The sequence below is a fragment of the Cronobacter muytjensii ATCC 51329 genome, from assembly GCF_001277195.1.
Lineage (GTDB): Bacteria > Pseudomonadota > Gammaproteobacteria > Enterobacterales > Enterobacteriaceae > Cronobacter > Cronobacter muytjensii.
Genome location: NZ_CP012268.1, coordinates 1,862,782 through 1,884,339, shown reverse-complemented (window position 1 = coordinate 1,884,339; position 21,558 = coordinate 1,862,782). Strand labels below are relative to the sequence as shown.

Below are 21,558 nucleotides of genomic sequence, written 5' to 3'. Positions count from 1 at the left end.
TCACTTCATAAACTTAAAACCAATGATCTGTTGCGCCAGAGATATTTCGCTGATGGGGAATAGTTGCCTTTGATAATTATTCCGCGCCGCTGTCTGGGTTGTGTCTGGATGATGATACCGCTATGGGCTTTTATTTCTCCCGCTTTGAAGACCGTAAACCGCCGGAGCCGTTAAAAACGCCCCGCGTCGTGAAAATTCTCTGGCAGATAATGTCCGTCGCGGCGTTGGTGCTGGGCGCAAATTATATTCGCTGGCGCTGGACCGATTCACTGAATATGGATGCGCTGTGGTACGCGCTGCCGCTGGTCATTGCGGAAACCTGCGCCTGGATAGGCACGGTGCTTTTTACCATCAACCTGTGGCGTGAGGATGATCCGCCACAACAGCCCGCCCCGCTGGATATCAACGACTGCCTGAATCCGGATGACCGCGCGGAGCCGCGCCCGGTGCGCGTCGACCTTTTCATCGCCACCTATTCCGAAGATGTTGAGCTGGTGCGGCTGTCCATCAAAGATGCGCTGAAAATCCGCTATCCAGGCCCGCTCGATTACCGCATCCATGTCCTGGACGATGGCCGCCGCCCTGCGATGCGCGCGGTCTGTGAGGAAGAAGGCGTTAACTACATCACCCGCGAAACCAATATCGGTTTTAAGGCCGGTAACCTGCGTAACGGCCTGGAGCAGACTGACGGCGATTTTATCGTGATTTGTGACGCCGACACCCGCGTATTCCCGACGCTGCTTGAACATACGCTCGGCTATTTCCGCGACCCGGACGTCGCCTGGGTGCAGACGCCGCAGTGGTTTTTCGATTTGCCCGAGGGCGAACGGCTGCCGCGCTGGCTGGCGCGCAAAGCGGGCAAGCCGGGCTATGCGCTCGGCTGGCTGTCGGAGAAAATCGTCGGCCCGGTGACTATCGGTCGCGACCCGTTCTTCAACGATCCGCGCATGTTTTATGATGTGATCCTGCGCCGGCGCAACTGGGCGAACGCGGCTTTTTGCTGCGGTGCGGCGTCGGTGCATCGCCGGGAGGCGATTATGCAGGCAGCGCTGCGCAGTTATGTCTGGACGGTGGAAGAAGAAATCGACCGCCACACGCGCGACATCCGCGACCCGTCGATGCGTGAAGCGCTCCAGGACGCTATGCGCCCGCATGTGCTCTATGATACCGAGCTGACGCCTTATAAATTCCACGTCTCGGAAGATATCTATACCTCTATCGTATTGCATGGCGACAGCGCGCGTCGCTGGCGCTCGGTGATGCATCCGCGCATCGAATCGAAAATGCTCTCGCCGCAGGACATGCTGACCTGGATTATCCAGCGTTTTAAATATGCCGCCGGCTCCCTCGATATTCTGTTTCACGACAATATTTTCAGCCGCCGTCGCTTTAAGCTCTCGCTGCCCCAGACGCTGATGTACGCCACCACATTCTGGTCTTATCTCGCCTGCGTCTGGAATACCGTGTTTCTGGTGTCGCCGCTAATCTATCTCTTTACCGGCATTCCCCCCGTTTCCGCCTGGTCGACGCCCTTTTATCTGCATTTTCTGCCCTTTTTTATCGTCTCGGAGCTGGCGTTTATGTTCGGTACCTGGGGGATTTCGGCGTGGGATGGCCGCGCCTCGTATCTGGCGTTCTTCTCCATGAATCTCAAGGCGCTGGATACGGTGCTGCGCGGCGAGCAGATCAAGTTCCACGTGACGCCGAAAGAGCGCCAGACCGGGCGCTTCCTCTACCTGGTGAAGCCGCAAATCGCCATTGTGGTGCTGACGCTTGCCGGGCTTATCTGGGGCGGTATTCAGGTGGCGCGCGGCGCGGTGGACGATCCGTCCGGCTATGTGATTAACATCTTCTGGGGCGCGGTGAATATCGCCGCCATGCTGCCGATGATTATGGCCGCCATGTGGCAACCGGCGGATGAGGAGAGCGGCGCATGAAAGTCACCGACGCCCTGCTGAGCGCGCGCAGCTATATCACCATTCTGGTGGGCTTTTTGATTGGGTTCGCCGTCGTGGTCTGGGTTGAACGCCAGATGCCGACGCGCGTGGAGAGCAGCAGCGGCATTACGCTTAGCGAAGATTTCCCGCCGCTGCCGCAATCGCGCCAGCTCACCTTCGACGAAGCCGTGTGGGCGCGCGTCGCCTGGCAATATTTTGTCAACAATACCCGCCCCGATGGCCTGGTGAACGCCCAGGACGGCGCGCCGTGGTTCAGCCTCTGGAGCACTGGCAGTTACCTGCTGGCGGCGGTCTCCGCCTACCGCCTGGAGGTGATCACCCGCGACGAGTTTGACGAGCGCGTCACAGAGGCGCTGTATACGCTCGGCGAACTGCCGCTCACACCGCAGGGCCTGCCAGCCGCTTACTACCGTGCAGAGTCGCAGGAGATTTTGGGCAAGCCCGAGAGCAGCGCCATTGGAGCCGGACGCTTGCTGATGGCCTTACAGGTGCTGCTGTGGCACTACCCGCAGCATGCGCCCGCCGTGACCGCGCTAATGTCGCGCTGGGATCTCGACGCGCTGTTTGTTGAGGCGAAAAATACCAGCGCGGCGCTGCCGGTGCGCCACTGGGTGATCCCGACCGACGAGCCGCGCGACAGCTTCGGCTATCGCACCTACGCAAGCCATACGCTGCGCCTGATTAACACCACGGCCGGGCTTGCCGTCACGCAGCCACCGGAAGGCCAGAGCATGATTGATATCGACGGGATCATGGTGCCGGACGAAGGGCTTCGCACGCCGTGGGGCAAACAGCCGTCGCTGGTGAGCCTGCCCTGGCTGTTGACCGGGCTTGAGCTGGGTTTTGACGCGCAGAGCGGCGAAGTGGCGTGGCGCATCATGCAGATCCAGCAGCGCCGCAACAGCCTGCGGGTACGCAAGCCGCCCATCAGTACCGACTACGCCGAACAGGCGCCCGATTACGCAGCCGCCATTCCTGAGCGTCAGCCGGAGCGCGAGGCTGGCGAAACCGCCTATGACAAAACCGCGCCGGAGCGCACGGCCATTACATCCACCCGCTCCGCCTTCGCCTGGTACGCGCTTTTTCGCAACGGCTGGAGCGAAGCCCTGCGCCAGCAGGTGCAACCGTTGCTGGTGCCGGGTAAAGGCTGGCAGCGCGGTCTGAATCTGAATAACAGCGTGAATAACGTGATTGATGCCGACACCAACGCGGTGGTGCTGGAGAGCCTTGCCTATATCACCGGCGGGCAATTGCTCTGTCTGGGATGCCAGCACACGCCTTCCACCGCCAATGCTTCTGCGGGAGTAACACCATGACTTTGACATCTTTGCCCCAGTTTTTTCGCTTTTGCGCCTGCATTTTTTTACTGCTGGGCTGTTCGGTGACGGCCCAGGGGCGGGGCCAACTGCCCGCGAATGATTATCCGGCGCGTCACGGCGAGCTGACCGAGCGTGAAATGACCATGGCGAAAAACGCCTGGCAATATTTCGTGGTCAACTATCAGCCCAAAACCGGGCTGGTCAATGCCGTAAACCAGTATCCGTCGACCACCATGTGGGATACCGGCTCTTATATCGGCGCGCTTGTCGCGGCGCGCGAGCTGGGGATTATCGATAAAGCGGAGTTCGACCGCCGGATGCTGAAGCTGCTCGGCACGCTCAACAAACTCGATCTGTTTCGCAACCAGGTGCCGAACAAAGCCTATAACACCATTACCGCGCAGAAGGTGAACTACGTAAACAAACCCGGCGAGATAGGCTTCTCGGCGCTGGATATGGGACGCATGCTGCTGTGGCTGCGGATCGTTAAAGAGCGCTACCCGGAGTATGGCAACAGCGTCGATAACATCGTGCTGGGCTGGGATTTCACCAACGTGGTCGACCCGTGCGGCACCATGTATGGGGCTTATCTCGAAAACAATCAGCCGAAATATGTGCAGGAAGGCCGCCTGGGGTATGAAGAGTACGCGTCGGCGGGCTATCAGCTCTGGGGTTTTAACACCTGCCAGGCGAACCGCCCGGAGCCTTACGCGCTCGCCGATATCTATTGCGTACTGGTGCCGTATGACTCCCGCGACCCGCGTCGCACTAATCAGCATAACTACGTGGTCACCGAATCGTACCTGCTCTACGGGCTTGAGATGGGCTGGGATACCGCCAAAGACCGCGACGACAGTCCGAATAATTTCACGCACCCGTGGATGAAGGATTTCGCCGACCGCGTCTATCAGGCTCAGGAAAACCGCTACACCATTACCGGCGTGCTGACTGCCCGCTCCGAGCATCAGCTCGATAAAACTCCCTACTTCGTTTACGACACCGTGTTCAGCGACGGTTTCAACTGGAACACGATTACTGATAAAGGCCAGTACGTGCCGCAGGTGGCGGCGGTGTCGCTCAAGGCGGCGCTCGGCATGTGGGTGCTGTGGGATTCGCCCTACACCGACCGTCTTTTTACCACCATCGAGAACGCCAACGATCCGAAACAGGGCTACTACGAAGGCATCTATGAAAACGGCGACGGGACCATTAACGCCTTCACCGGTAACAACAACGGCATCATGCTCGAAGCGCTGCTGTACAAAAAACAGGGCAAGCTGATGCGCTTTAACACTAACGATCCGAAGAACAAAGATTACGCGCCGTCATTGTGGGAGAAAAAACTGGTCGATCTGTTTGAGGACAATAACACCCGACGCAACCGTCCGTTCCTCAACATGACGCCAGGCATCCAGAACTGGTGCCAGCAGAGCGGCACGGCGGTACGCAGCAAGCCGACCTGTCAGGCCTGCCAGTGCGCCACCTGTAACGATGACGCACCAGTGAAATTGCCACCGGTAACCGCGACATGCTTAAAACAGTAAGCCGACTGCTGCTTATTCTCGCCGTTCTGGGCGCGCTCGTCGCCTGGCTTTTGCTGCGCGATGACCGCGCGGGGTGGCGCTGGGTCTCGCACGGGGGCTGGCACACCACGGCACGCATCAGCGCGCTCACGCCGCAGGAGCGCGAATGGGCCGCTATCGCCTGGCGCTATTTCGAAAATAACACCCAGGAGGCGACGGGCCTGGTGAACGGCAGCGATAAGCGCCCTGTCGCCTCGCTATGGCAGATGGGCGACGCGCTGATTGCGCTGACCGCCGCGCGTGAGCTTAACCTGGTGGATGAAAAGACGTTCGATGCGCGCCTGACCCGCCTGCTCGGCACGCTCAACCGCCTGCCATTGACCGCCCGCCAGACGCCGAACCGGCTCTATTCGACCTGGACCCCGGCGATGGTGGATTTTACCGGCAAACCGGGCGTGATGGGCTGGTCGGCGCGCGATATGGCGCGCCTGATGCTGGCGCTGCGCCTGGTGGCGCAATATCACCCGCAGTACAGCGAATATCTGGAACGCGTGGTGATCCGCTGGAATTTCTGCCCGGTCATCGATAAAGACGGCGCGCTGTATGCCGCGCAGATGCAGAGCGGGCAGCTCGCGCCGCGTGACGAAATCCGGCTCGGCGAGAGCGAATACGCCGCTGCGGGCTTTAGCCTGTGGGGGTTTTCGCCCGCGAAAGCCTGGAGCCCGCCTTCGCAGAACGTGATTATGTATGATCGCGCGCTGCCGGTGGACGCCCGCGATCCGCGTACGACCTGGCAGCCATCGCTGATTACCACGCTGCCCTACACCCTGCCGGGGCTGGAGTTCGGCTGGGAAGTGCCGGGGGTTGAACGTGACAAAATCAACAACCTGCGCGAGCGCGCCCATCTCGTTTACCTGACTCAGGAGAGCCGCTGGCAGCAGGAGCGTATTCTGACCGCCCGCGCCGATTTCAATACCAGCGCCGCGCCGTGGCACGCCACCGACACCCTCTGGGCTAATGGCTATGCGTGGAACACGCTTGGCGACGACGGCAAAGAGTATCCGCGTCTGGCGCAGGTCTCCACCAAAGCGGTGTTCTCGCTCTGGGTGCTCTGGGATACGCCTTATACGGACGCGCTGATGCAGGCGACCCGCCTGATGTATGACGAAAAGCGCGGCTGGTATGAGGGCCGCATTGAGGCGACGGGCGACTACAACCGGTCGCTGACGCTTTCCACCAACGCCACCGTGCTGGAGGCGCTGTTTTACAAAGCCAACGGCGGCCCGCTGTTGTCCAGTGACGCCCCCGCCTCCGGCAGCTATTTCAGCCGCCGTCTGAGCGACGTGTTCAACCCCCTGCGCCAGTGTCTGCCTGGCGAAAGCCGCCCGGAGGTTCGCCGATGATGCTCTATCGGGATCTGTTTGATGAAAGCTACAGCCGTCTCTTTCCCAACGACGACAAACAGCCGTTTTTCGAACGCTTTTTTGCCCGTTTTATCCATATGACGCCGGAAACCGAACACCACTTCGCCACGGTGGATCCGCAGACGCTGCGCAAATTCGTCTATAAAAGCTTTTTCGCGATGTTAATGGTCGACGGCGTGCTGATGGTGCCCGATTTTCTGGAACGCCTGGCGCGCCAGCAGGAGAGCAATGGCGTGCGCCTGCCGCCCAACTTCTTCGCCCACTGGCGGCGAGCGATCCTGGAGACGGTAGCGGAGCTCGATCCGAACTGCGATGAAGAAGTGCTGACGGCCTGGGCGATGACCATCGCGCCGGGGCTTGAGTATATGCGGCGCCAGGCGGAGCTGAACTATAAGCCAGGGGCGCAATTATGAACGGCCACGCCTTTCCGCCAGCGCTCGACGCGCTGCCCGCCGCCCTGCTGTTTTACGATAAAGACGAGCGGCTGGTCGCCTGGAATGCCCAGGTCAGCCACTTTTATCCGGGGATCGTCGGCCATCTGGCGCACGGCGCGACGCTAAGCGCGCTGGCGGCGCAGTTTGTTAACGCCGGTTTTCAGACCGACAGCCGCAGCCGTAACGCGCTTATCGCCTCGCTGCTGGCCAACTGTCGGCAGGATGGGCACTGCGAAGTGCGCCAGCTTCACGCGCGGCGGCTCTTTATTCAGCATCAGCGTACCGCCGACGGCGGCATTATCAGCCTGCACACCGATATCAGCGCGCTCGATACCCTCCAGAGTACCCGTCAGCTGCTGCATGACGATTTCCTGCTGGCCGCCGAGTCGATTCATATCGGCATCTGGGACTGGCAGGTCACCACCGACGCCCTGCACCTTAACGACGCCCTTCTGAACCTGCTGGGCGAGCCGCGCGGGCAGTTGCAACACAACAGCCGCTTTTTACTGGGGCTTATCCATCCCGAAGACCGGGATCTGCTGAAAAACGCCATGCAGCGCGCCAGTGAACACCAGATGCCGGTGTTTGAATGCGAAATTCGCGTGCAGCATCGCAGCGGTAAATGGCTCTGGATGCTGCTCTCCGGGCAGATAATCGCGCTAACCGTCAGCGGCGAAATTGAGCGGTTAATCGGTACGCTCCAGGATATTACGCGCCGCAAAGAGGCGGAGCTTATCTCCCGCGAGGCGGCCAACGCCGCACGCGCCGCCAGTGAAGCTAAAAGCGCGTTCCTGGCGAACATGAGCCATGAGATCCGCACGCCCATGAATGGGATCCTCGGCATGACGCAGCTGTGCCTGGATACCGATCTCAACGCCGAACAGCGCGAATACCTGACGCTGGTGATGAGCTCCGCGCAGTCGCTGCTGCATATCATTGATGACATCCTTGATTTCTCCAAAATCGAGGCGGGTAAAATTGTGCTGCATGAAGAATATGTGGCGCTGCGGCCCTTTATTCAGTCGCTGGTGCGCCCGCTGATGCCGCTCGCCAGCGAAAAACAGATAGAGCTGCTGGTAGACGTGGACGAACGCGTGCCGGAGATGATGCGCGTCGACGTCGTGCGGCTGCGCCAGGTGCTCACCAATTTGCTCAGCAACGCGCTGAAATTCACCCCTCAGGGCGAGATCCTCCTCGCCGTCGCGCCCGGCGCGCAGCCCGGTGAATGGCGTTTTCGGGTGCGTGACAGCGGCATCGGCATTCCGCCGGAAAAACAGCAGGTGATTTTCGAAGCCTTCAGCCAGGCCGACACCTCAACAACGCGCCGCTACGGCGGCACCGGTCTGGGGCTGACGATTTCCGCGCGGCTGGTGGCGATGATGGGCGGCAAGCTGACTGTGGCCAGCGAGCCGAACCAGGGCAGCGAATTCAGTTTTACTCTGCCGCTGCAAAGCGCGGCGCAGACGACGCCGGACGTGCAGCCGCTGACGCACTTTAGCGGCGAGCGGGTGCTGGTGGTGGACGATAATGCCACCAACCGCCGCCTGATGCAGGCGATGCTCAATCAGCTTGGCTTAAACCCGATCTGCGTTTCCGGCGCTGCCGGCGCGCTCGCCCTGCTGGAGACCGACAGCGATTTCCCCGTGATCGTGCTCGACGCCCAGATGCCGGAGATGGACGGCATCTCGCTCGCACTGGAGATCTCCGTACTGCCTCAGGCGTCGCGCAGCAAAATTATTATGTTGAGCTCCATGAGCCGCGACCTGGATCTCTCGACGCTGCGGCGCACCGGCATTGCCTGGTATCTCAATAAACCGGTCGACCAGCATGAACTCGCCCGTGCGCTTGGCGAAGCGCTGAGCCCCGATCTGGCGCCATCCCCCGCGCCGGTGGCGGTCGCGCCTGCGCCGGTGCTGGCGGAAAGCGCGCCGATGCGCATTCTGCTGGCAGAGGATAACCCGGTAAACCAGCTACTGGCGGTGCGGCTGCTGGAGAAACTCGGCCATACGTGCGTGACGGTGGATAACGGCCTGCTGGCGCTGGAGCAATGGCGTCAGGGCGGCTGGGATATTTTGCTGATGGATTTGCAGATGCCGGTGATGGACGGCGAAGCGGCGATCCGCGCGCTGCGCCAGGAAGAGGTTCAGCGCGGTGGGCATCAGATGGCGATTGTGATGACCGCGCATGCGATGCAGGGCGACAGAGAGCGCTGTCTGGCGATGGGGTTTGACGGGTATCTCTCCAAACCGGTCTCTCTGGTAGCGCTGGCCGATGAGCTGTCGCGCTTCTCCCCCGGTACGCCGCCCCCACCGCCCGGCGGCCTGCCGGACGCCGCGCAGCTGCTGGCGGCATTCGACGGCGATCTGGGGCTGCTAAAAGAGCTGCTCGGGCTCTTTTCCGACGGTTTTGACGAGCTGGCGGCGCTGCTGGACGCGGCTCTGGCCAGCGGCGATGGCGAACAGGCCCACCGGCTGGCGCACAAACTGCGCGGCGAAGCGGCGACCTTCGGTTTTGAAGGGCTGACGACGCTGTTGCAGGAGGTCGAAAGCCAGGAGCCCGGCGCGTCTGCGGCGCAGCGCGAGGCGTGGCGTCAGGCGCTCGCGACGCAGCAGCGTCGGGTGCGTGAATTCCTGATTCAACTGCTGGAGGAATAATGAAACGTCTGGCCTGTGCGGTATTTTTGCTGACGAGCGGCGCGGCGTATGCCAGCCCGACACCTTCTGTACCCGTGCCGGTGAGCTGGTCGCTCGCGGGCGACTGGCGCGCCCATGACGGCAACGACGCCGCCTTTATCGGGCAGCAAAGCCCGGTGCGCGACTGGCGCAAACTGCGGGTGCCGGCAAACTGGTACACGGCGGGACTCGATCATCAGGGCGTGCTCTGGTATCGCCACGAATTCACCTTGCCGCCGCTGCCGGCGGACACGATGGCGACGCTGCAATTTGACGGCGTGGATTACTTCGCCGAGACCTGGCTGAACCGGCAACCGCTCGGTAAACATGAAGGTTACTTCCAGCGTTTCGCGTATGACATCAGCGATAAGTTACAACGTCACAACAAGCTCGCGGTACGCGTCGACAGCCCGTTTGAAGATCCGAAAACCATCTGGCCTTTACATAAAACGATGGTGAAAGGCGTACTGAATCAGCACGATACCCGCCCCGGCGGCGCCTGGTCGCCGCGCGGACAGGATGCTAACTCCGGCGGCATCTGGGCGCCGGTGCGGCTGCATCTAAGCCGCGGCGTAACGGTGGATAACCTGATCCTGCGCCCCGACTGGCAACACGGGCTCGATAAACCGCAGCTGCGCGTCGAGCTGGTCTACCGCGCTACCACGGCGCGCGAGGTGGATTTAGTCTTGCGCGCCCGTCCGGCGAATTTTGCGGGCGAGCGTTTTACGCAACAGCAGAAAGTGCGCCTTGAAGCCACAGGCGCCACGCCGCAGCGCCTGACATTCACCCTGCCGATGGAAGGCGCCAGACTCTGGTGGCCGAAAGGCTACGGCTTCCCGCATCTTTATCGCGTCAGCGCAACCTTCAGCGATGACCAGGGCGTGATGGAGCAGATTGCGAGCCGCACCGGGTTGCGGCAGATAGTGGAACAGCCGGATAACAAAGGCTGGGTGCTGAACGGCAAGCGGATTTTCATCAAGGGCAGTAACTATATCGGCTCGCCGTGGCTGAGCGAGATGGATGAGAAGAAATATCGCCGCGATATTCAACTGGTGCTGGATATGAACGCTAATGCGATCCGCGTACACGGGCATGTCGCGGGCCGCCCGCTCTACCGGATGGCCGATGAAATGGGCCTGATGATTTGGCAGGATGTCCCGCTCCAGTGGGGCTATAACGACAGCGAGGCGTTCGCCGACAACGCCGCGCGCCAGAGCCTTGAGATGACCGAACAAATCGGCAACTCCCCCGCCATTATCGCCTGGGGCGGTCATAACGAGCCGCCGTGGAACTCGCCGTGGATGGAAAAACGCTTCCCGGACTGGCACAACAACCTGAACCGCGTGCTGACGGAGCGCGTGGCGGATGCGCTGGCGAAGGACAACAGCCGTATCGTGCACCGTTATTCCGCCGTGGAAGAGCATTACTGGCAGGGCTGGTATTTCGGCGTGATGACTGACGTGCTGCAACCGGCGAAAACCGGCATCATCACAGAGTTTGGCTCCCAGGCGCTGCCGAAACTCTCGACGCTCAACACCATCATCCCTGCCGACAAACGCTGGCCCGCCTCTACCCGCGCGGATGACCCGGACTGGACGGTATGGAAATACCATAACTTCCAGCCGTTCCAGACATTCAGCTTTGCCAAAATCCCGCGTGGCGAAAATATGGAGCAGTTCATTCATAATACGCAGAAATATCAGGCCGATCTGGTGAGCCTGGCGGCGGAGAGCTATCGACGCCAGCGGTATCAGCCGGTGACCGCCCTGTTCCACTTTATGTTTGTCGAAACCTGGCCGTCGATTAACTGGGGCGTGGTGGATTATCTGCGCCAGCCGAAGGCGGGCTACTATGCGCTGCAACGCGCCTATCAACCGCTGCTGCCTTCCATCGAACCGGTGACGCTGAACTGGCGGGCCGGCACGCCAGGGACGATTAAATTATGGACAGTAAACGATAGTTTTTCAGCCTGTGACGGGTGTACACTGCGCTGGCGCGTGAAAATGCCCGGCAACACCGAGCAGCAAGAGAGCAAGCCGATGACCATCCCGCCTGACAGTGGTCGCCAGGTGGCCCAGTTGACGTTCACTCCCTCCGCCCCAGGCGCGCTGCGTATTGAGTATGAAATCCTTGATTCGCAAGGCAAAACGGTAGGTCAAAACGTTTACGAGACCGCCGTCGCGCCCTGAGGCGATTAAGCACTGTATGGATAACTGGACGCCCCGTGGCGTTCAGTCTCTTCTTAAACTCTTTGCCGCCCGGTTAAAGAGCGATAGCGATTTGCTAAACTTACAGAATCTGAAACGAAAGCCGCTCTGGAGGTACGTATTAGCATGTTTCAACAGACAACACGCTTACCTTTTACAGAGGAGTTAGCTGAAAAGGTGCGTATGGACCCTGAATCTGGCGAACTTATCCCGGATACCCGCGATGTCGAGCCGCAGCCTGAGACGATCGAGGGCATGCCTGCCCCGGACGCGCTGACGCCCGCCGACCGCTACTTAGAGCTGTTTGAGCATGTTCAGGCCTCCCGTATTTTCGCAGACAGTAAAACGTTCCCGGACTGCGCGCCGAAAATGTCGCCGCTGACTATCCTGATGAACTATCGTCAGGCCAAACGCCTGCCAGGTTTCGACCTGCGCCGTTTTGTCGAAGAGCATTTTTACTTTCCGGTGATTAACACCAACCCGTATGTCTCAGACCCGAACCGGACGCTGACGGAGCATATCGACAATCTATGGCCGATCCTGACGCGCCAGCCGCATGAGCATCTGGAGAACTCCTCGCTGCTGCCCCTGCCGCAAGCCTATATCGTGCCGGGCGGGCGTTTTACCGAGACCTATTACTGGGACTCCTACTTCACCATGCTCGGCCTTGCCGAAAGCGGCCGTCACGATATGTTGCGCTGCATGGCGGATAACTTCGCCTGGATGATCGAAAACTACGGGCATATTCCGAACGGCAACCGGACATATTACCTGAGCCGCTCGCAGCCGCCGGTGTTCGCGCTGATGGTAGAGCTTTTTGAGGAAGACGGGGTGCGAGGCGCGCGACGCTATCTGGATCACCTGCTGATGGAGTACGCGTTCTGGATGGACGGCGCGGAAAACCTCGACGCAGGCCAGGCCTTCCGTCACGTGGTGAGAATGCCTGACGGCGCGCTGCTGAACCGCTACTGGGACGATCGCGACACGCCGCGTGACGAATCCTGGCGCGAGGACGTGGAAACCGCGAAACTCTCGGGCCGCCCGGCGAGCGAAGTGTATCGCGACCTGCGCGCGGGCGCGGCGTCCGGCTGGGACTACTCCTCGCGCTGGCTGCGCGACGCCGACCGTCTGGCAAGCATCCGCACTACCCATTTCCTGCCGGTCGATCTTAACGCGTTTCTCTACAAACTGGAGACGGCTATCGCCAATGTCGCCCAGCTGAAAGGCGATCCGCTGACCGCGACGGTATTCCGTAAAAAGGCTATCGATCGCCGCGAAGCGGTGAATCGTTATCTCTGGGATGATGAACTCGGCTCGTTTCGCGATTACGACTGGCGGCGCGGCCGTCTGGCGTCGTTCTCCGCCGCCTGCGTGGTGCCGCTGTATGTCGGGATGTCCAGCTACGCGCAGGCGGATCGTATCTCAGCGAACATCCGCGAACGGTTACTGTCGCCGGGCGGTATCCTGACCACGGAAGTGGAAACCGAACAGCAATGGGATAAACCTAACGGCTGGGCGCCGCTGCAGTGGATGGCGATCCAGGGCCTGAAAAACTATGGCGATGACGCGCTGGCGGACATTATCGCCAATAACTGGTTGCGTACGGTGAAACGTTTCTACAATGAAAACCATAAGCTCATTGAGAAATATCACATCGCCGACTACTCGCCACGCCCCGGCGGCGGCGGTGAATATCCGCTGCAGGACGGCTTCGGCTGGACTAACGGCGTGACGCGTCGCCTGATTGCGCTCTACGGCGAGCCGTAAAGCAGTGAACGCGTTGGCGCGAGCGTAAAGCCCGCATAAAACATAAGGGCAGCCCTGCGGCTGCCCTTTTTACTGCGATGTCTGACCATCAGAACGAGGCGCTGACACCGAGGTTATAGCGCGTCTGCTCGCCGCTGTTCAGTCCCGCCGTTTGTGACAGCGCCGCAAATGCCGAGACGTTACGGCTAAGCGCAACGCTGGCCCCTGCGGTAATATCCATCCAGTTTTTGTCATCCTGCGCGCCGTCGCGGCTGAACGTGAGCGCAGTCGATTTCAGCCCACCCTGACCGCGCCACACCGAATCCCCGAACTGATGACGATAATCCACCTGCGCGTACGGTTTCACCGGGCCAATGTCCGCATCAAGACGCCAGCCGACGCTGCCGATTTGCGAATGGAAATTCTGGTCGCGAAAGCGCATCGCGGTACTGTCGTCACCCGCTTCGCTGTACCCATCCACATGGCTGTAATCCCAGGCGTATTGCACAACGGGGCCGGTTTTTAGCGCGTCGGTCACGGGGATATCCAGGCCCGCCGTCAGGCGCGCGCCCCAGAGCTTAGCGTCGGTTTCGCCTGTCTCGACGCGCGTCAGCGGCCCGAGCTCTACGCGACGCTGGATGTTGCGGTACTCGCCTTTAAGCCAGTGGACGTCCGCGTTGATCCAGCCAGGCCCGACATCGAGCGCCGTAAAGAGCGCCGCCTGATAGCCGCGCGCGTCGAAGCTCAGATTATCGGTTGGCCGCTGGTCATCCAGCGAACCGGCAATCAACGCGCCGACCAGCCAGTTTTCGGTAATACGGTAATCCGCGCCCAGGGTGAGATTGTTGGTGTTGGCGCTGCCGTCGGCGGTTTCATTCGCGGTAAAGCGCGCATACTCGCCGCTGTAACCACCGAACACGCCCGCGCTGCCCTGCTCGCGATCCTCACTACGGCGCTGCTGATAGCGGCTGTCGAGCGTGGCGCGGCTGTTCTGCACCTGCGCGGCGGTCGCTTTGTTGAGCAGCGCAACCTGCGCCGGCGCGGCGAGGATTGACTCGATGTAATCGGCGATAAGGCTGTGCACCTGCGGGCTCGGATGCAGGTGATCGGCGAAGAGCCACGCCTGGCTTGCGTCAAAACCGGGGCTTGACGAGGCGCAGTCGGCGGCGGAAAGCCCCGGCGGACACGCCATTCCGGCGGTATTGGTGATACCGAACTGCGTCGGGTTAGCGAGGATTTCATTGAAAATTTTGTTGATGTCGGCGCGCACGATATTGCCGCCGCCGCTGGCGACCAGCGCCTGCTCTTCGGTGGTGTTATAAAGCGTACTTAATGCCGACACCTGCTCTGCAAGCGTCTGATATGCGGAATAGAGACCGTCGGCCAGCGCCTGTTGCAGCGCAGGCAGCGCGCTGACCTCGCCCGCCGCCGCGAAAAACGCAGCACGGATAGCCTCCTGACGCGCCGCAAGCGTCGGCGTGGCGGCGCTGTTGAGCGAGGCGAACGCGGCCTGTAGCGCCGCAGTGTTGCCGCCGGTGCCGAGCTGAATAACGGATTCCATCATCGTCGGCGTGGCGGAGACATCCGGGACCGTTGGTACAATCACTGTTCCCGCCCCCGCGTTCAGCAGCGTGCGCACCTGCGAGGCGGCCGCCGTCGCGCTCCCCGTGACCACCGAGGTGGCCTGTAACGGGTTCAGCACCGCCGCGCCGAGATCGTTACCGCCGACCCAGTGAATATATAGCCCATTTTTATCTGCCCGCCCGCCGGTCTGGCTGAGATAGCGTTGCACCTGATCCTGGGTATTGTCATCGCCCAGCGCAGGCACTGCCACGCCCCCACCGGCCGCATAGTTATTGCCGCCGCTGTCGGATGGCGAAAGCGTGACCCCATATTTTTGGGCGAGGATTTCGTCATACAGCGGATAGCGGTCGCTGTCGAAGGTATAACGGCCATTGTTGCCGGTGTCGCTCAGGCTGTCGCCGAAGACATAAAGGTTATCCCAGGCGACGGCGGGCGCGGCGGCGCTACAGGCTAAGCCCAGCGCCAGCGCTACCCGGACAGAGAGACCAGAGAGAGGAAAAGACATACGCGCTCCTGCGTTTCACATGTTTCAGAGGTAAATGTCATAACCAGGGTTATGCGCTATTGAGTGTAGAGCGTTTCTGAAAGCGCACCGGGCAAACGCCTGGAAATGAGAGCCTGCCAGAAAAAGATGACAGTTTGCCCTTTTTCTCCTGCTGGAAATTTACCGACGCGGTGGTTGAGGCGATGGGTTTTATTTCAGATACAAAGAATGTTGTAACTAAAGAGTTGTGCCTAAAACAGATGTGCCATAAAAAAACCCGGGCAGCGCCGGGTTTGCTCAGAGTGTCGTGTGATTTAACACAGCGGCGCGACGGCCTCGCGCATCCCTTTGGTGAGGATAGCGTCGAGATCGCGCGTGACCTGCTCCGCAAGCCCTGGGACCGCGGTAAGATCCTGCTCCCAGTGTTCGCAATCAGCCAGTACCACGTCCACCAGCTCGCGCAGCGAAATAGTGTTATCACTAAGTTTTGTCCAGAGCTGCTGATAGCGCTCCAGCCAGTGGGCGTCATCCTGCAACGGATAGCTTTCGCCGTTGCGCTCGCCGCGATAAAACGCCACCAGCGCCGCCAGCGCGAATGTCAGGCGCGGCGGTAGCGTCCCCTGCTGCGCCTGTCCTGCCAGCAGTTGCGGCAGAATACGGGTGCGGAATTTTGTCATGCCGTTGAGCGCAATCGACAGCAGTTGATGCTTGAGATACGGGTTGCGAAAACGGCTCACCACCGCGTCAGCAAAGGATTTAAGCTCGTCACGAGGCAGATCCAGCACCGGGATAATCTCATCGTGGATAGCCTTCTCCACAAAAGCGCACATCTGCGTATCATCCATCGCCTCGCCGACCGTATTCAGCCCCGCCTGGAAAGCCACCGGCACCAGCGCGGTATGCGCGCCGTTCAGGATCGCGACTTTACGCGCTTTATACGGCTTGATGTCATCCACAATCCGCACGTTGAGCGGCAGTTTATCGAGCCGTAATTCCTGCGCGAGCCACTGCGGCCCCTGGATAACAAACAGGTAGAAGTGCTCGGCGGTATCGAGAAACGCGTCGTGGTAGCCGAGGCTCGCCTCAAGGGCCGCGACTTCATCGCGCGGATAACCTGTGACGATGCGGTCTACCAGCGTCGAGCAGAACGTACAGGCGCTGTCGAGCCATGCGCTAAAGGCTTCCGGCAGCGCCCATTCGCGGGCATAACGCAGCACCAGTTCATAAAGCGCCTCGCCGTTATAATCAATCAGCTCGCAGGGAATGATCACCCAGCCTTTATCCTGCGCGCCGTGACAATAGCTGAAACGCTCGAACAGCAGCCGGGTCAGCTTCGCCGCGTAACTGACCGCGGGCGCGTCGTCAAACTTATCGCCCGCGTGATAGCTGATCCCCGCTTCGGTGGTATTGGAGAACACAAAACGGATATCCGGATTATGGGCAAGCTCCAGAAATTGATCGTACTGCGTGTAAACGGCAATCTCACGATTCACGGAGCGAATAAGTCGCGCTTCGCTCACCGCCTCGCCCTTCTCATTCAGACCGCGAATGATAGTGGTATAAAGCCCGTCCTGCGTATTGAGCGAAGGTGGGAAATCGCTGGCGATGGGACGCACGATCACCACCCCGGCATTCAGATCGGTGTGTTCATTGAGCAGATCCACCTGCCAGTCGACAAACGCCCGCAGGAAGTTCCCTTCACCGAACTGAATGATGCGCTCCGGGTAGAGCGCGCCGGGAAAATCACGACGATTCAATGTTTTCACAATGTGTTCCTTGATGGATGATAAGCAGACCACGGACTGAGAATGCTCTCCACGCTATCAGAACAAACATTAATGAAACCCCGTTTCGATCAAACTGCACTGAGTTATTAAAAATTTTTATAGATGCTTAAAAAAATAGGTGGTCGAACAGGTGTCGCCATCCGGCATTAAGGCGTAATGCGGGATCTCACCGACTCGTTGCCATTGATTTCGTGAATAAAAACGTTCGGCATCGCTCCCGGTAGCGGTATCCAGCACCAGAACCGTTTTCCCGGCCTTGCGGGCTTCCTGTTCCAGCGTTTCCATCAATGCCTGCGCCACACCGCCGCGTCGCGCGCGAGTATGCACCAGCAGCTTTGAAACATCCGCCCGGTGCGGCTGGTTTTCTGGCTGATCGGTCACCAGTTGCACAGTCCCAATGACGTGGCCGCCCTCATCCAGCGCCGCCAGCACAACGCGCTCGTCCCGCGCCGCGCTTTGCGCCACGTTGAGCCAGAACGCGCGGGCTTTCTCCGGGCTGAACGGCAGCATAAAGCTCACCGAAGCGCCGCCTTCCACGCAGTTAATCAGGACATCACACAGGGAATCGAGATGAGAGGGAATTTCCGCCGCGCTGAGGCGACGCACAGTATAGGGTAACGCCATGTTTACTCCGCCATGAGTTGTTATTAAAAGGTTAACCTGCTAATCACTATCATGGCGGAGAAACGACGCCAAAGGTCAGAGGAAAATCTTATCGTCCGGCCTTTTTATTCGCCGTTTTCATCTGATACATCTCTTCGTCGGCCGCGTTGAGAAGCCCTGCGAGCCCCTGATGCTTCTCCTCATCAAACTGCACCACGCCCCAGGAAAAACCGAGTCGCCACGGCTTGCCGCTGTCGCGGTTAAAGGCGTCGGTCTGCTCTACCAGATACTGCATCGCAATCCAGGCGCCTTTATCGTCGGTATCGTTAAACAGCACCGCGAATTCATCGCCGCCCTGGCGCGCCAGCAGATCGCTGTCGCGAAACGCGCTTTTCATCAGCGTGGCCATCGCGCTTAATGCTTCATCCCCGGCGGCATGCCCCCAGGTATCGTTGATCGCTTTAAACTCATCGAGGTCAATAAACCCGAGCGACATCGGCTCGCTACGACGACGATGGGTGGAAATGGCATACCCCGCAAGCGAGGCGAAACCGCGGCGATTCAGCAGGCCGGTCAGCTCATCGCTGGTCGCGACACTCAGCACCGTAAACTCATCTTCAACGATGGCCGCCAGATCGCGCAGCAGCATCGCGTCAGTCTCACTGAACGCGCGGGGTTCGGTATCGATAATGCACAGCGAGCCGGCAGTCGCGCCATCGGGCAGCCGTACCGGGCAACCGGCATAAAAACGAATATGCGGCGGACCGCTTACCAGCGGGTTATCGCGAAAGCGCTCGTCGCTCAACGCATCAGCAATAATCAGCGGCGCGTTGTTGAGAATGGTGTGACCGCAGAATGAGACGCGGCGCGGCACCGGCTCGGGTGCGATGCCATCGCAGGAGGCAAACCAGAGCCGCTCCTGATCCACGAGGCTAATCAACGCCACCGGCGAGTTAAAAAGGCGCTTTGCAAGCCGGGTAAGACGGTCAAAACGCTCTGTCGGCGCCGCATCTAGCAGGCCAGAATCATGCAGGGACTGAAGACGCGCCTGCTCATTAACCGGGATATCGGGTGTTTTCATTGCGCAACCTGTAAGCACTGTTTAATTGAAGCATAGCGTATCCGGCATCAGGCAAAGAGACCGCCGCCGTCAAAGCGCGTAAATACGATTTTTACCTTCGCGCCTGGCGCTGTAAAGCGCGTTGTCCGCGGCCTTCAGCCACTGCGCCGCCCCGCTCATTTCCGGTGCGGCGCGCGCGATGCCGATACTGAGCGTGCAGCGCAGCGCGCTGTCCTCAAAGACATTGACCAGCGCGGCCTGCGCCATCATCCTGTCAGCCACGGCGCAGGCGACGCCAAGCGGCGTATCAGGCAGCAGGATGACACACTCATCGCCACCAAAACGCGCCACCGTATCGCCAGGCCGCGCTGTCTGGCGCAGGATATCGGAAAACGTCACCAGCAGCCTGTCGCCCGCCTCATGGCCGTAGCGGTTGTTGGCGGCTTTAAAATCGTCGATATCGATAAACATCAGCGCCGCGGGCTGTCCGCTTCTGTCGCAGCGCTGGAGCGCCCTGTCGATATCGCGCTCCAGCTGTCGCCGGTTGGCGATATTCAGCAGCGGATCGGGATTAGCGTAACGCTCCAGTTCCCGTGACTTCAGACGCAACCGCTGCGCCAGCGCATGGCTCACAAAACTCAGCGTCAGCACATAGACCGCGATCAGCGGCAGCGTGGCGTAAAGCGTACGGGGCGAAACCGCAAGATGTCGCGGCAGACCTGGCGCGCACCTGGTGGCGGCGACCATCAAAGTCATGACGCACGCGGCCTGCCGCATCAGGGCGAAACCGCCTGCGGCGAGCCGGTCGGAGAGTAAAATGGTGGCGATAACTACGGAAGTGAGCGGTGAGACCACCGTCTGGGCTATCCACAAGCCGCCCGCCGCCGCGTCGGCCACCAGGTGTTGCCGCTCGGTTTTGGCGGGATGACGGCTGCGCCGGGCGCGAAGCCGCGCGACACCGGGCCAGAGAAACGCGTTCGCCGCCAGCAGCCCCTGTGTCCATAACGGACGATGCAGCTCCTGCAACAGGACAATGAGCGGAATAAAGCAGAGCGTGGTGCCCAGCTGGCGCATAAAAAACATGCGCCTGACAAACCTGAGCGCAGAGGAAGGCTGATGACGGTTTAGCTGCTCAGATGCGCTCTTCATACCAGTATCCGGTGACGAAACCCAGCCATCTTAGTAACCCAGGATCGTACCGGCAAGTACTTTAAAGCGCTTCGAGAAACAATCGGTCACATTCTGAAAAGAAACCGCCGTTCAGTGACTTATTACCGTGACGTTGTCACGATAGCGTTATGATAAAGGCTGCGCTAGATGTAGCGTCGACTGATGTTCCTCCTGAACCGACGTCCGGTTGCGGCCCTGGCGTTTAGACTGATACAGCAGGCCGTCGGCTTGGCGCATCAGCCGGTTAAAGGTCTCGCTGACGCTGTCGCGCGGCGCGGCGTCATAACCCAGTCCGATACTGACGCTGATATGCAGCGTCTGATCCCCAAAGATAACCGCCTCCCCGGCGACCTGCTGGCGAATGGTTTCGGCCAGCACGCAGGCGCGCTCAAGCGTCATACCGGGGCAGACCACCACAAACTCTTCGCCGCCCATACGCGCCACGCGCCCTTCTTCGCCTGCGAGCTTACGCAGTTTCTTACCGAAAGCCGCCAGTACCGCGTCGCCGCATTCGTGACCGTGGTTGTCGTTAATACTCTTGAAGTGGTCAAGGTCCATCAGCATCACGCACAGCGGCTGCCCGGCAAGCGACGGATTGGTATCGTCGCGCGCGAGCGTTTCATACAGGCCTGAGCGTGACCAGACGCCGGTCAGATGGTCGTAATTGGCGCGGCGGGAGATCTGCGCCAGCAGATCGTTAATCGCGCTGACGCTGACTGCGACAATCGCCGGGCAGATAGCGATCGTCGCCACGCCGAGGCGCGCCGAGAACATCTGGCTGCCGAGGGAGAGCTTCGCGGAGCTGATTTCGATGATACCGTTACTGACGAGGATAATTTGCAGTACGCCGGTACAGAGAGTTAAGAAACAGGTGACGTTCAGCGGATAACGCACCGCGCACCAGATAAGCGCCGCCACCGGAAACGCCAGACAGCCCGCCCCGCCAATGACCACCGAGGCGGCCAGCGACGCCGCCAGCGCCAGTAGCGGCCACAATTGCTCCGGCTGCACGCGCGCAGGCCACGACGGACGCGTCAGCGTTAAGATCCACGGCATCAGCAAAACGCCGGTGGAGAACTGCTCGCTGAACCAGTCGCACAGCAGCGGCAGAAAGCCCTGATCGTTTACCCCGAGACTGCCGGTTGCGCCGAAAAAGGCGCACAGCAGCGCGGCAACCAGACAGTAGTTAAAGAGCCGTAGCGCATTAATCGGGCGCGAAAGCGCGTGCCCGCGGCGTTTATCGCGCACCAGCAACTGCGCCACCGTGACGATAAACACCATATTGGAGAAGTTAATCAGCAGCGACGCGGAGCCCCAGCTCGTCGTCATCGCATCATAGGCGAGCATCGCCACATAACAGATGGCGTAATACCCCGGCCGGTTAAGCCAGGGATACCGCGCAAAGACCGCCGCCATCACCGCATTGAGCGGCCAGAACAGCGACAACGGCTCAACCAGACGCATCATCGCGCCCAGAACGTAAAACAGCGTGGTCAGGAGAAAGAGAAGGGATGCGTTTAGCCACATCCTGTTTTCACGAAAACCAGTCAACGTCGCCTGGTTAAAAAACATAATCTATCGCTTACG

Annotated in this window: 14 protein-coding genes; 8 read left to right on the top strand and 6 right to left on the bottom strand. The window is 60.1% G+C overall.

The features are described 5' to 3' along the window. The first annotated feature begins 122 nt into the window (after positions 1-122). From AFK63_RS08740 to AFK63_RS08705, 8 genes are all read left to right on the top strand, one after another. Positions 123-1,937 (top strand): glycosyltransferase family 2 protein, encoded by a 1,815-nt coding sequence (locus tag AFK63_RS08740; protein ID WP_038862953.1) that lies wholly within the window; start codon positions 123-125, stop codon positions 1,935-1,937. Further along, positions 1,934-3,274: a DUF3131 domain-containing protein gene (locus tag AFK63_RS08735; protein ID WP_053531563.1), complete on the top strand. Its 1,341-nt coding sequence runs from the start codon at positions 1,934-1,936 to the stop codon at positions 3,272-3,274. The genes AFK63_RS08740 and AFK63_RS08735 overlap by 4 nt, the downstream gene beginning before the upstream one ends. After that, a complete protein-coding gene (locus AFK63_RS08730) occupies positions 3,271-4,821 on the top strand; it encodes a DUF3131 domain-containing protein (RefSeq protein ID WP_038862952.1) in 1,551 nt (516 codons plus the stop codon). The genes AFK63_RS08735 and AFK63_RS08730 overlap by 4 nt, the downstream gene beginning before the upstream one ends. Further along, positions 4,806-6,203 carry a DUF3131 domain-containing protein gene (locus AFK63_RS08725; protein ID WP_038862951.1) on the top strand — a complete coding sequence of 466 codons (1,398 nt, stop codon included), beginning with the start codon at positions 4,806-4,808 and terminating at the stop codon, positions 6,201-6,203. The genes AFK63_RS08730 and AFK63_RS08725 overlap by 16 nt, the downstream gene beginning before the upstream one ends. Beyond that, positions 6,200-6,637: a globin family protein gene (locus tag AFK63_RS08720; RefSeq protein WP_038862949.1), complete on the top strand. Its 438-nt coding sequence runs from the start codon at positions 6,200-6,202 to the stop codon at positions 6,635-6,637. Before AFK63_RS08725 ends, AFK63_RS08720 begins: the two co-directional genes overlap by 4 nt. After that, entirely contained in the window at positions 6,634-9,312 is a 2,679-nt protein-coding gene (locus tag AFK63_RS08715; RefSeq protein WP_038862948.1) for a response regulator, read from the top strand. The genes AFK63_RS08720 and AFK63_RS08715 overlap by 4 nt, the downstream gene beginning before the upstream one ends. Continuing rightward, positions 9,312-11,519, top strand: coding sequence for a glycoside hydrolase family 2 protein (locus AFK63_RS08710; protein WP_038862947.1), 2,208 nt, complete (start codon positions 9,312-9,314; stop codon positions 11,517-11,519). Before AFK63_RS08715 ends, AFK63_RS08710 begins: the two co-directional genes overlap by 1 nt. Before the next feature lie 201 nt (positions 11,520-11,720). Continuing rightward, a complete protein-coding gene (locus AFK63_RS08705; protein WP_236613100.1) occupies positions 11,721-13,304 on the top strand; it encodes an alpha,alpha-trehalase in 1,584 nt (527 codons plus the stop codon). Positions 13,305-13,392: 88 nt separating this feature from the next. On the opposite strand, the gene AFK63_RS08700 is transcribed toward AFK63_RS08705, so the two are convergent. From AFK63_RS08700 to AFK63_RS08675, 6 genes are all read right to left on the bottom strand, one after another. Then, on the bottom strand, positions 13,393-15,372 hold the full coding sequence (locus AFK63_RS08700) for an autotransporter domain-containing esterase (RefSeq protein WP_038862943.1): 1,980 nt from the start codon (positions 15,370-15,372) through the stop codon (positions 13,393-13,395). Between the two features lie 293 nt (positions 15,373-15,665). Continuing rightward, positions 15,666-17,117, bottom strand: a complete 1,452-nt coding sequence (locus AFK63_RS08695; RefSeq protein ID WP_038862942.1) for a tagaturonate reductase — start codon at positions 17,115-17,117, stop codon at positions 15,666-15,668. Between the two features lie 117 nt (positions 17,118-17,234). After that, on the bottom strand, positions 17,235-17,762 hold the full coding sequence (locus AFK63_RS08690; protein WP_038862940.1) for a GNAT family N-acetyltransferase: 528 nt from the start codon (positions 17,760-17,762) through the stop codon (positions 17,235-17,237). An 88-nt stretch (positions 17,763-17,850) separates the two neighbouring features. Beyond that, on the bottom strand, positions 17,851-18,822 hold the full coding sequence (locus tag AFK63_RS08685; protein WP_038862938.1) for a sensor domain-containing diguanylate cyclase: 972 nt from the start codon (positions 18,820-18,822) through the stop codon (positions 17,851-17,853). A 69-nt stretch (positions 18,823-18,891) separates the two neighbouring features. Next, complete coding sequence (locus tag AFK63_RS08680; protein ID WP_038862937.1) at positions 18,892-19,884, bottom strand: sensor domain-containing diguanylate cyclase; 993 nt, start codon at positions 19,882-19,884, stop codon at positions 18,892-18,894. A 213-nt stretch (positions 19,885-20,097) separates the two neighbouring features. Further along, positions 20,098-21,543, bottom strand: coding sequence for a GGDEF domain-containing protein (locus AFK63_RS08675; RefSeq protein WP_038862932.1), 1,446 nt, complete (start codon positions 21,541-21,543; stop codon positions 20,098-20,100). Between the last annotated feature and the right edge of the window lie 15 nt (positions 21,544-21,558).

Coding starts and splice junctions, on each gene's coding strand:
- AFK63_RS08740 (WP_038862953.1), top strand. CDS start 123: ATGGGCTTTTATTTCTCCCGCTTTGAAGACCGTAAACCGCCGGAGCCG.
- AFK63_RS08735 (WP_053531563.1), top strand. CDS start 1,934: ATGAAAGTCACCGACGCCCTGCTGAGCGCGCGCAGCTATATCACCATT.
- AFK63_RS08730 (WP_038862952.1), top strand. CDS start 3,271: ATGACTTTGACATCTTTGCCCCAGTTTTTTCGCTTTTGCGCCTGCATT.
- AFK63_RS08725 (WP_038862951.1), top strand. CDS start 4,806: ATGCTTAAAACAGTAAGCCGACTGCTGCTTATTCTCGCCGTTCTGGGC.
- AFK63_RS08720 (WP_038862949.1), top strand. CDS start 6,200: ATGATGCTCTATCGGGATCTGTTTGATGAAAGCTACAGCCGTCTCTTT.
- AFK63_RS08715 (WP_038862948.1), top strand. CDS start 6,634: ATGAACGGCCACGCCTTTCCGCCAGCGCTCGACGCGCTGCCCGCCGCC.
- AFK63_RS08710 (WP_038862947.1), top strand. CDS start 9,312: ATGAAACGTCTGGCCTGTGCGGTATTTTTGCTGACGAGCGGCGCGGCG.
- AFK63_RS08705 (WP_236613100.1), top strand. CDS start 11,721: ATGGACCCTGAATCTGGCGAACTTATCCCGGATACCCGCGATGTCGAG.
- AFK63_RS08700 (WP_038862943.1), bottom strand. CDS start 15,372: ATGTCTTTTCCTCTCTCTGGTCTCTCTGTCCGGGTAGCGCTGGCGCTG.
- AFK63_RS08690 (WP_038862940.1), bottom strand. CDS start 17,762: ATGGCGTTACCCTATACTGTGCGTCGCCTCAGCGCGGCGGAAATTCCC.
- AFK63_RS08685 (WP_038862938.1), bottom strand. CDS start 18,822: ATGAAAACACCCGATATCCCGGTTAATGAGCAGGCGCGTCTTCAGTCC.
- AFK63_RS08680 (WP_038862937.1), bottom strand. CDS start 19,884: ATGTTTTTTATGCGCCAGCTGGGCACCACGCTCTGCTTTATTCCGCTC.
- AFK63_RS08675 (WP_038862932.1), bottom strand. CDS start 21,543: ATGTTTTTTAACCAGGCGACGTTGACTGGTTTTCGTGAAAACAGGATG.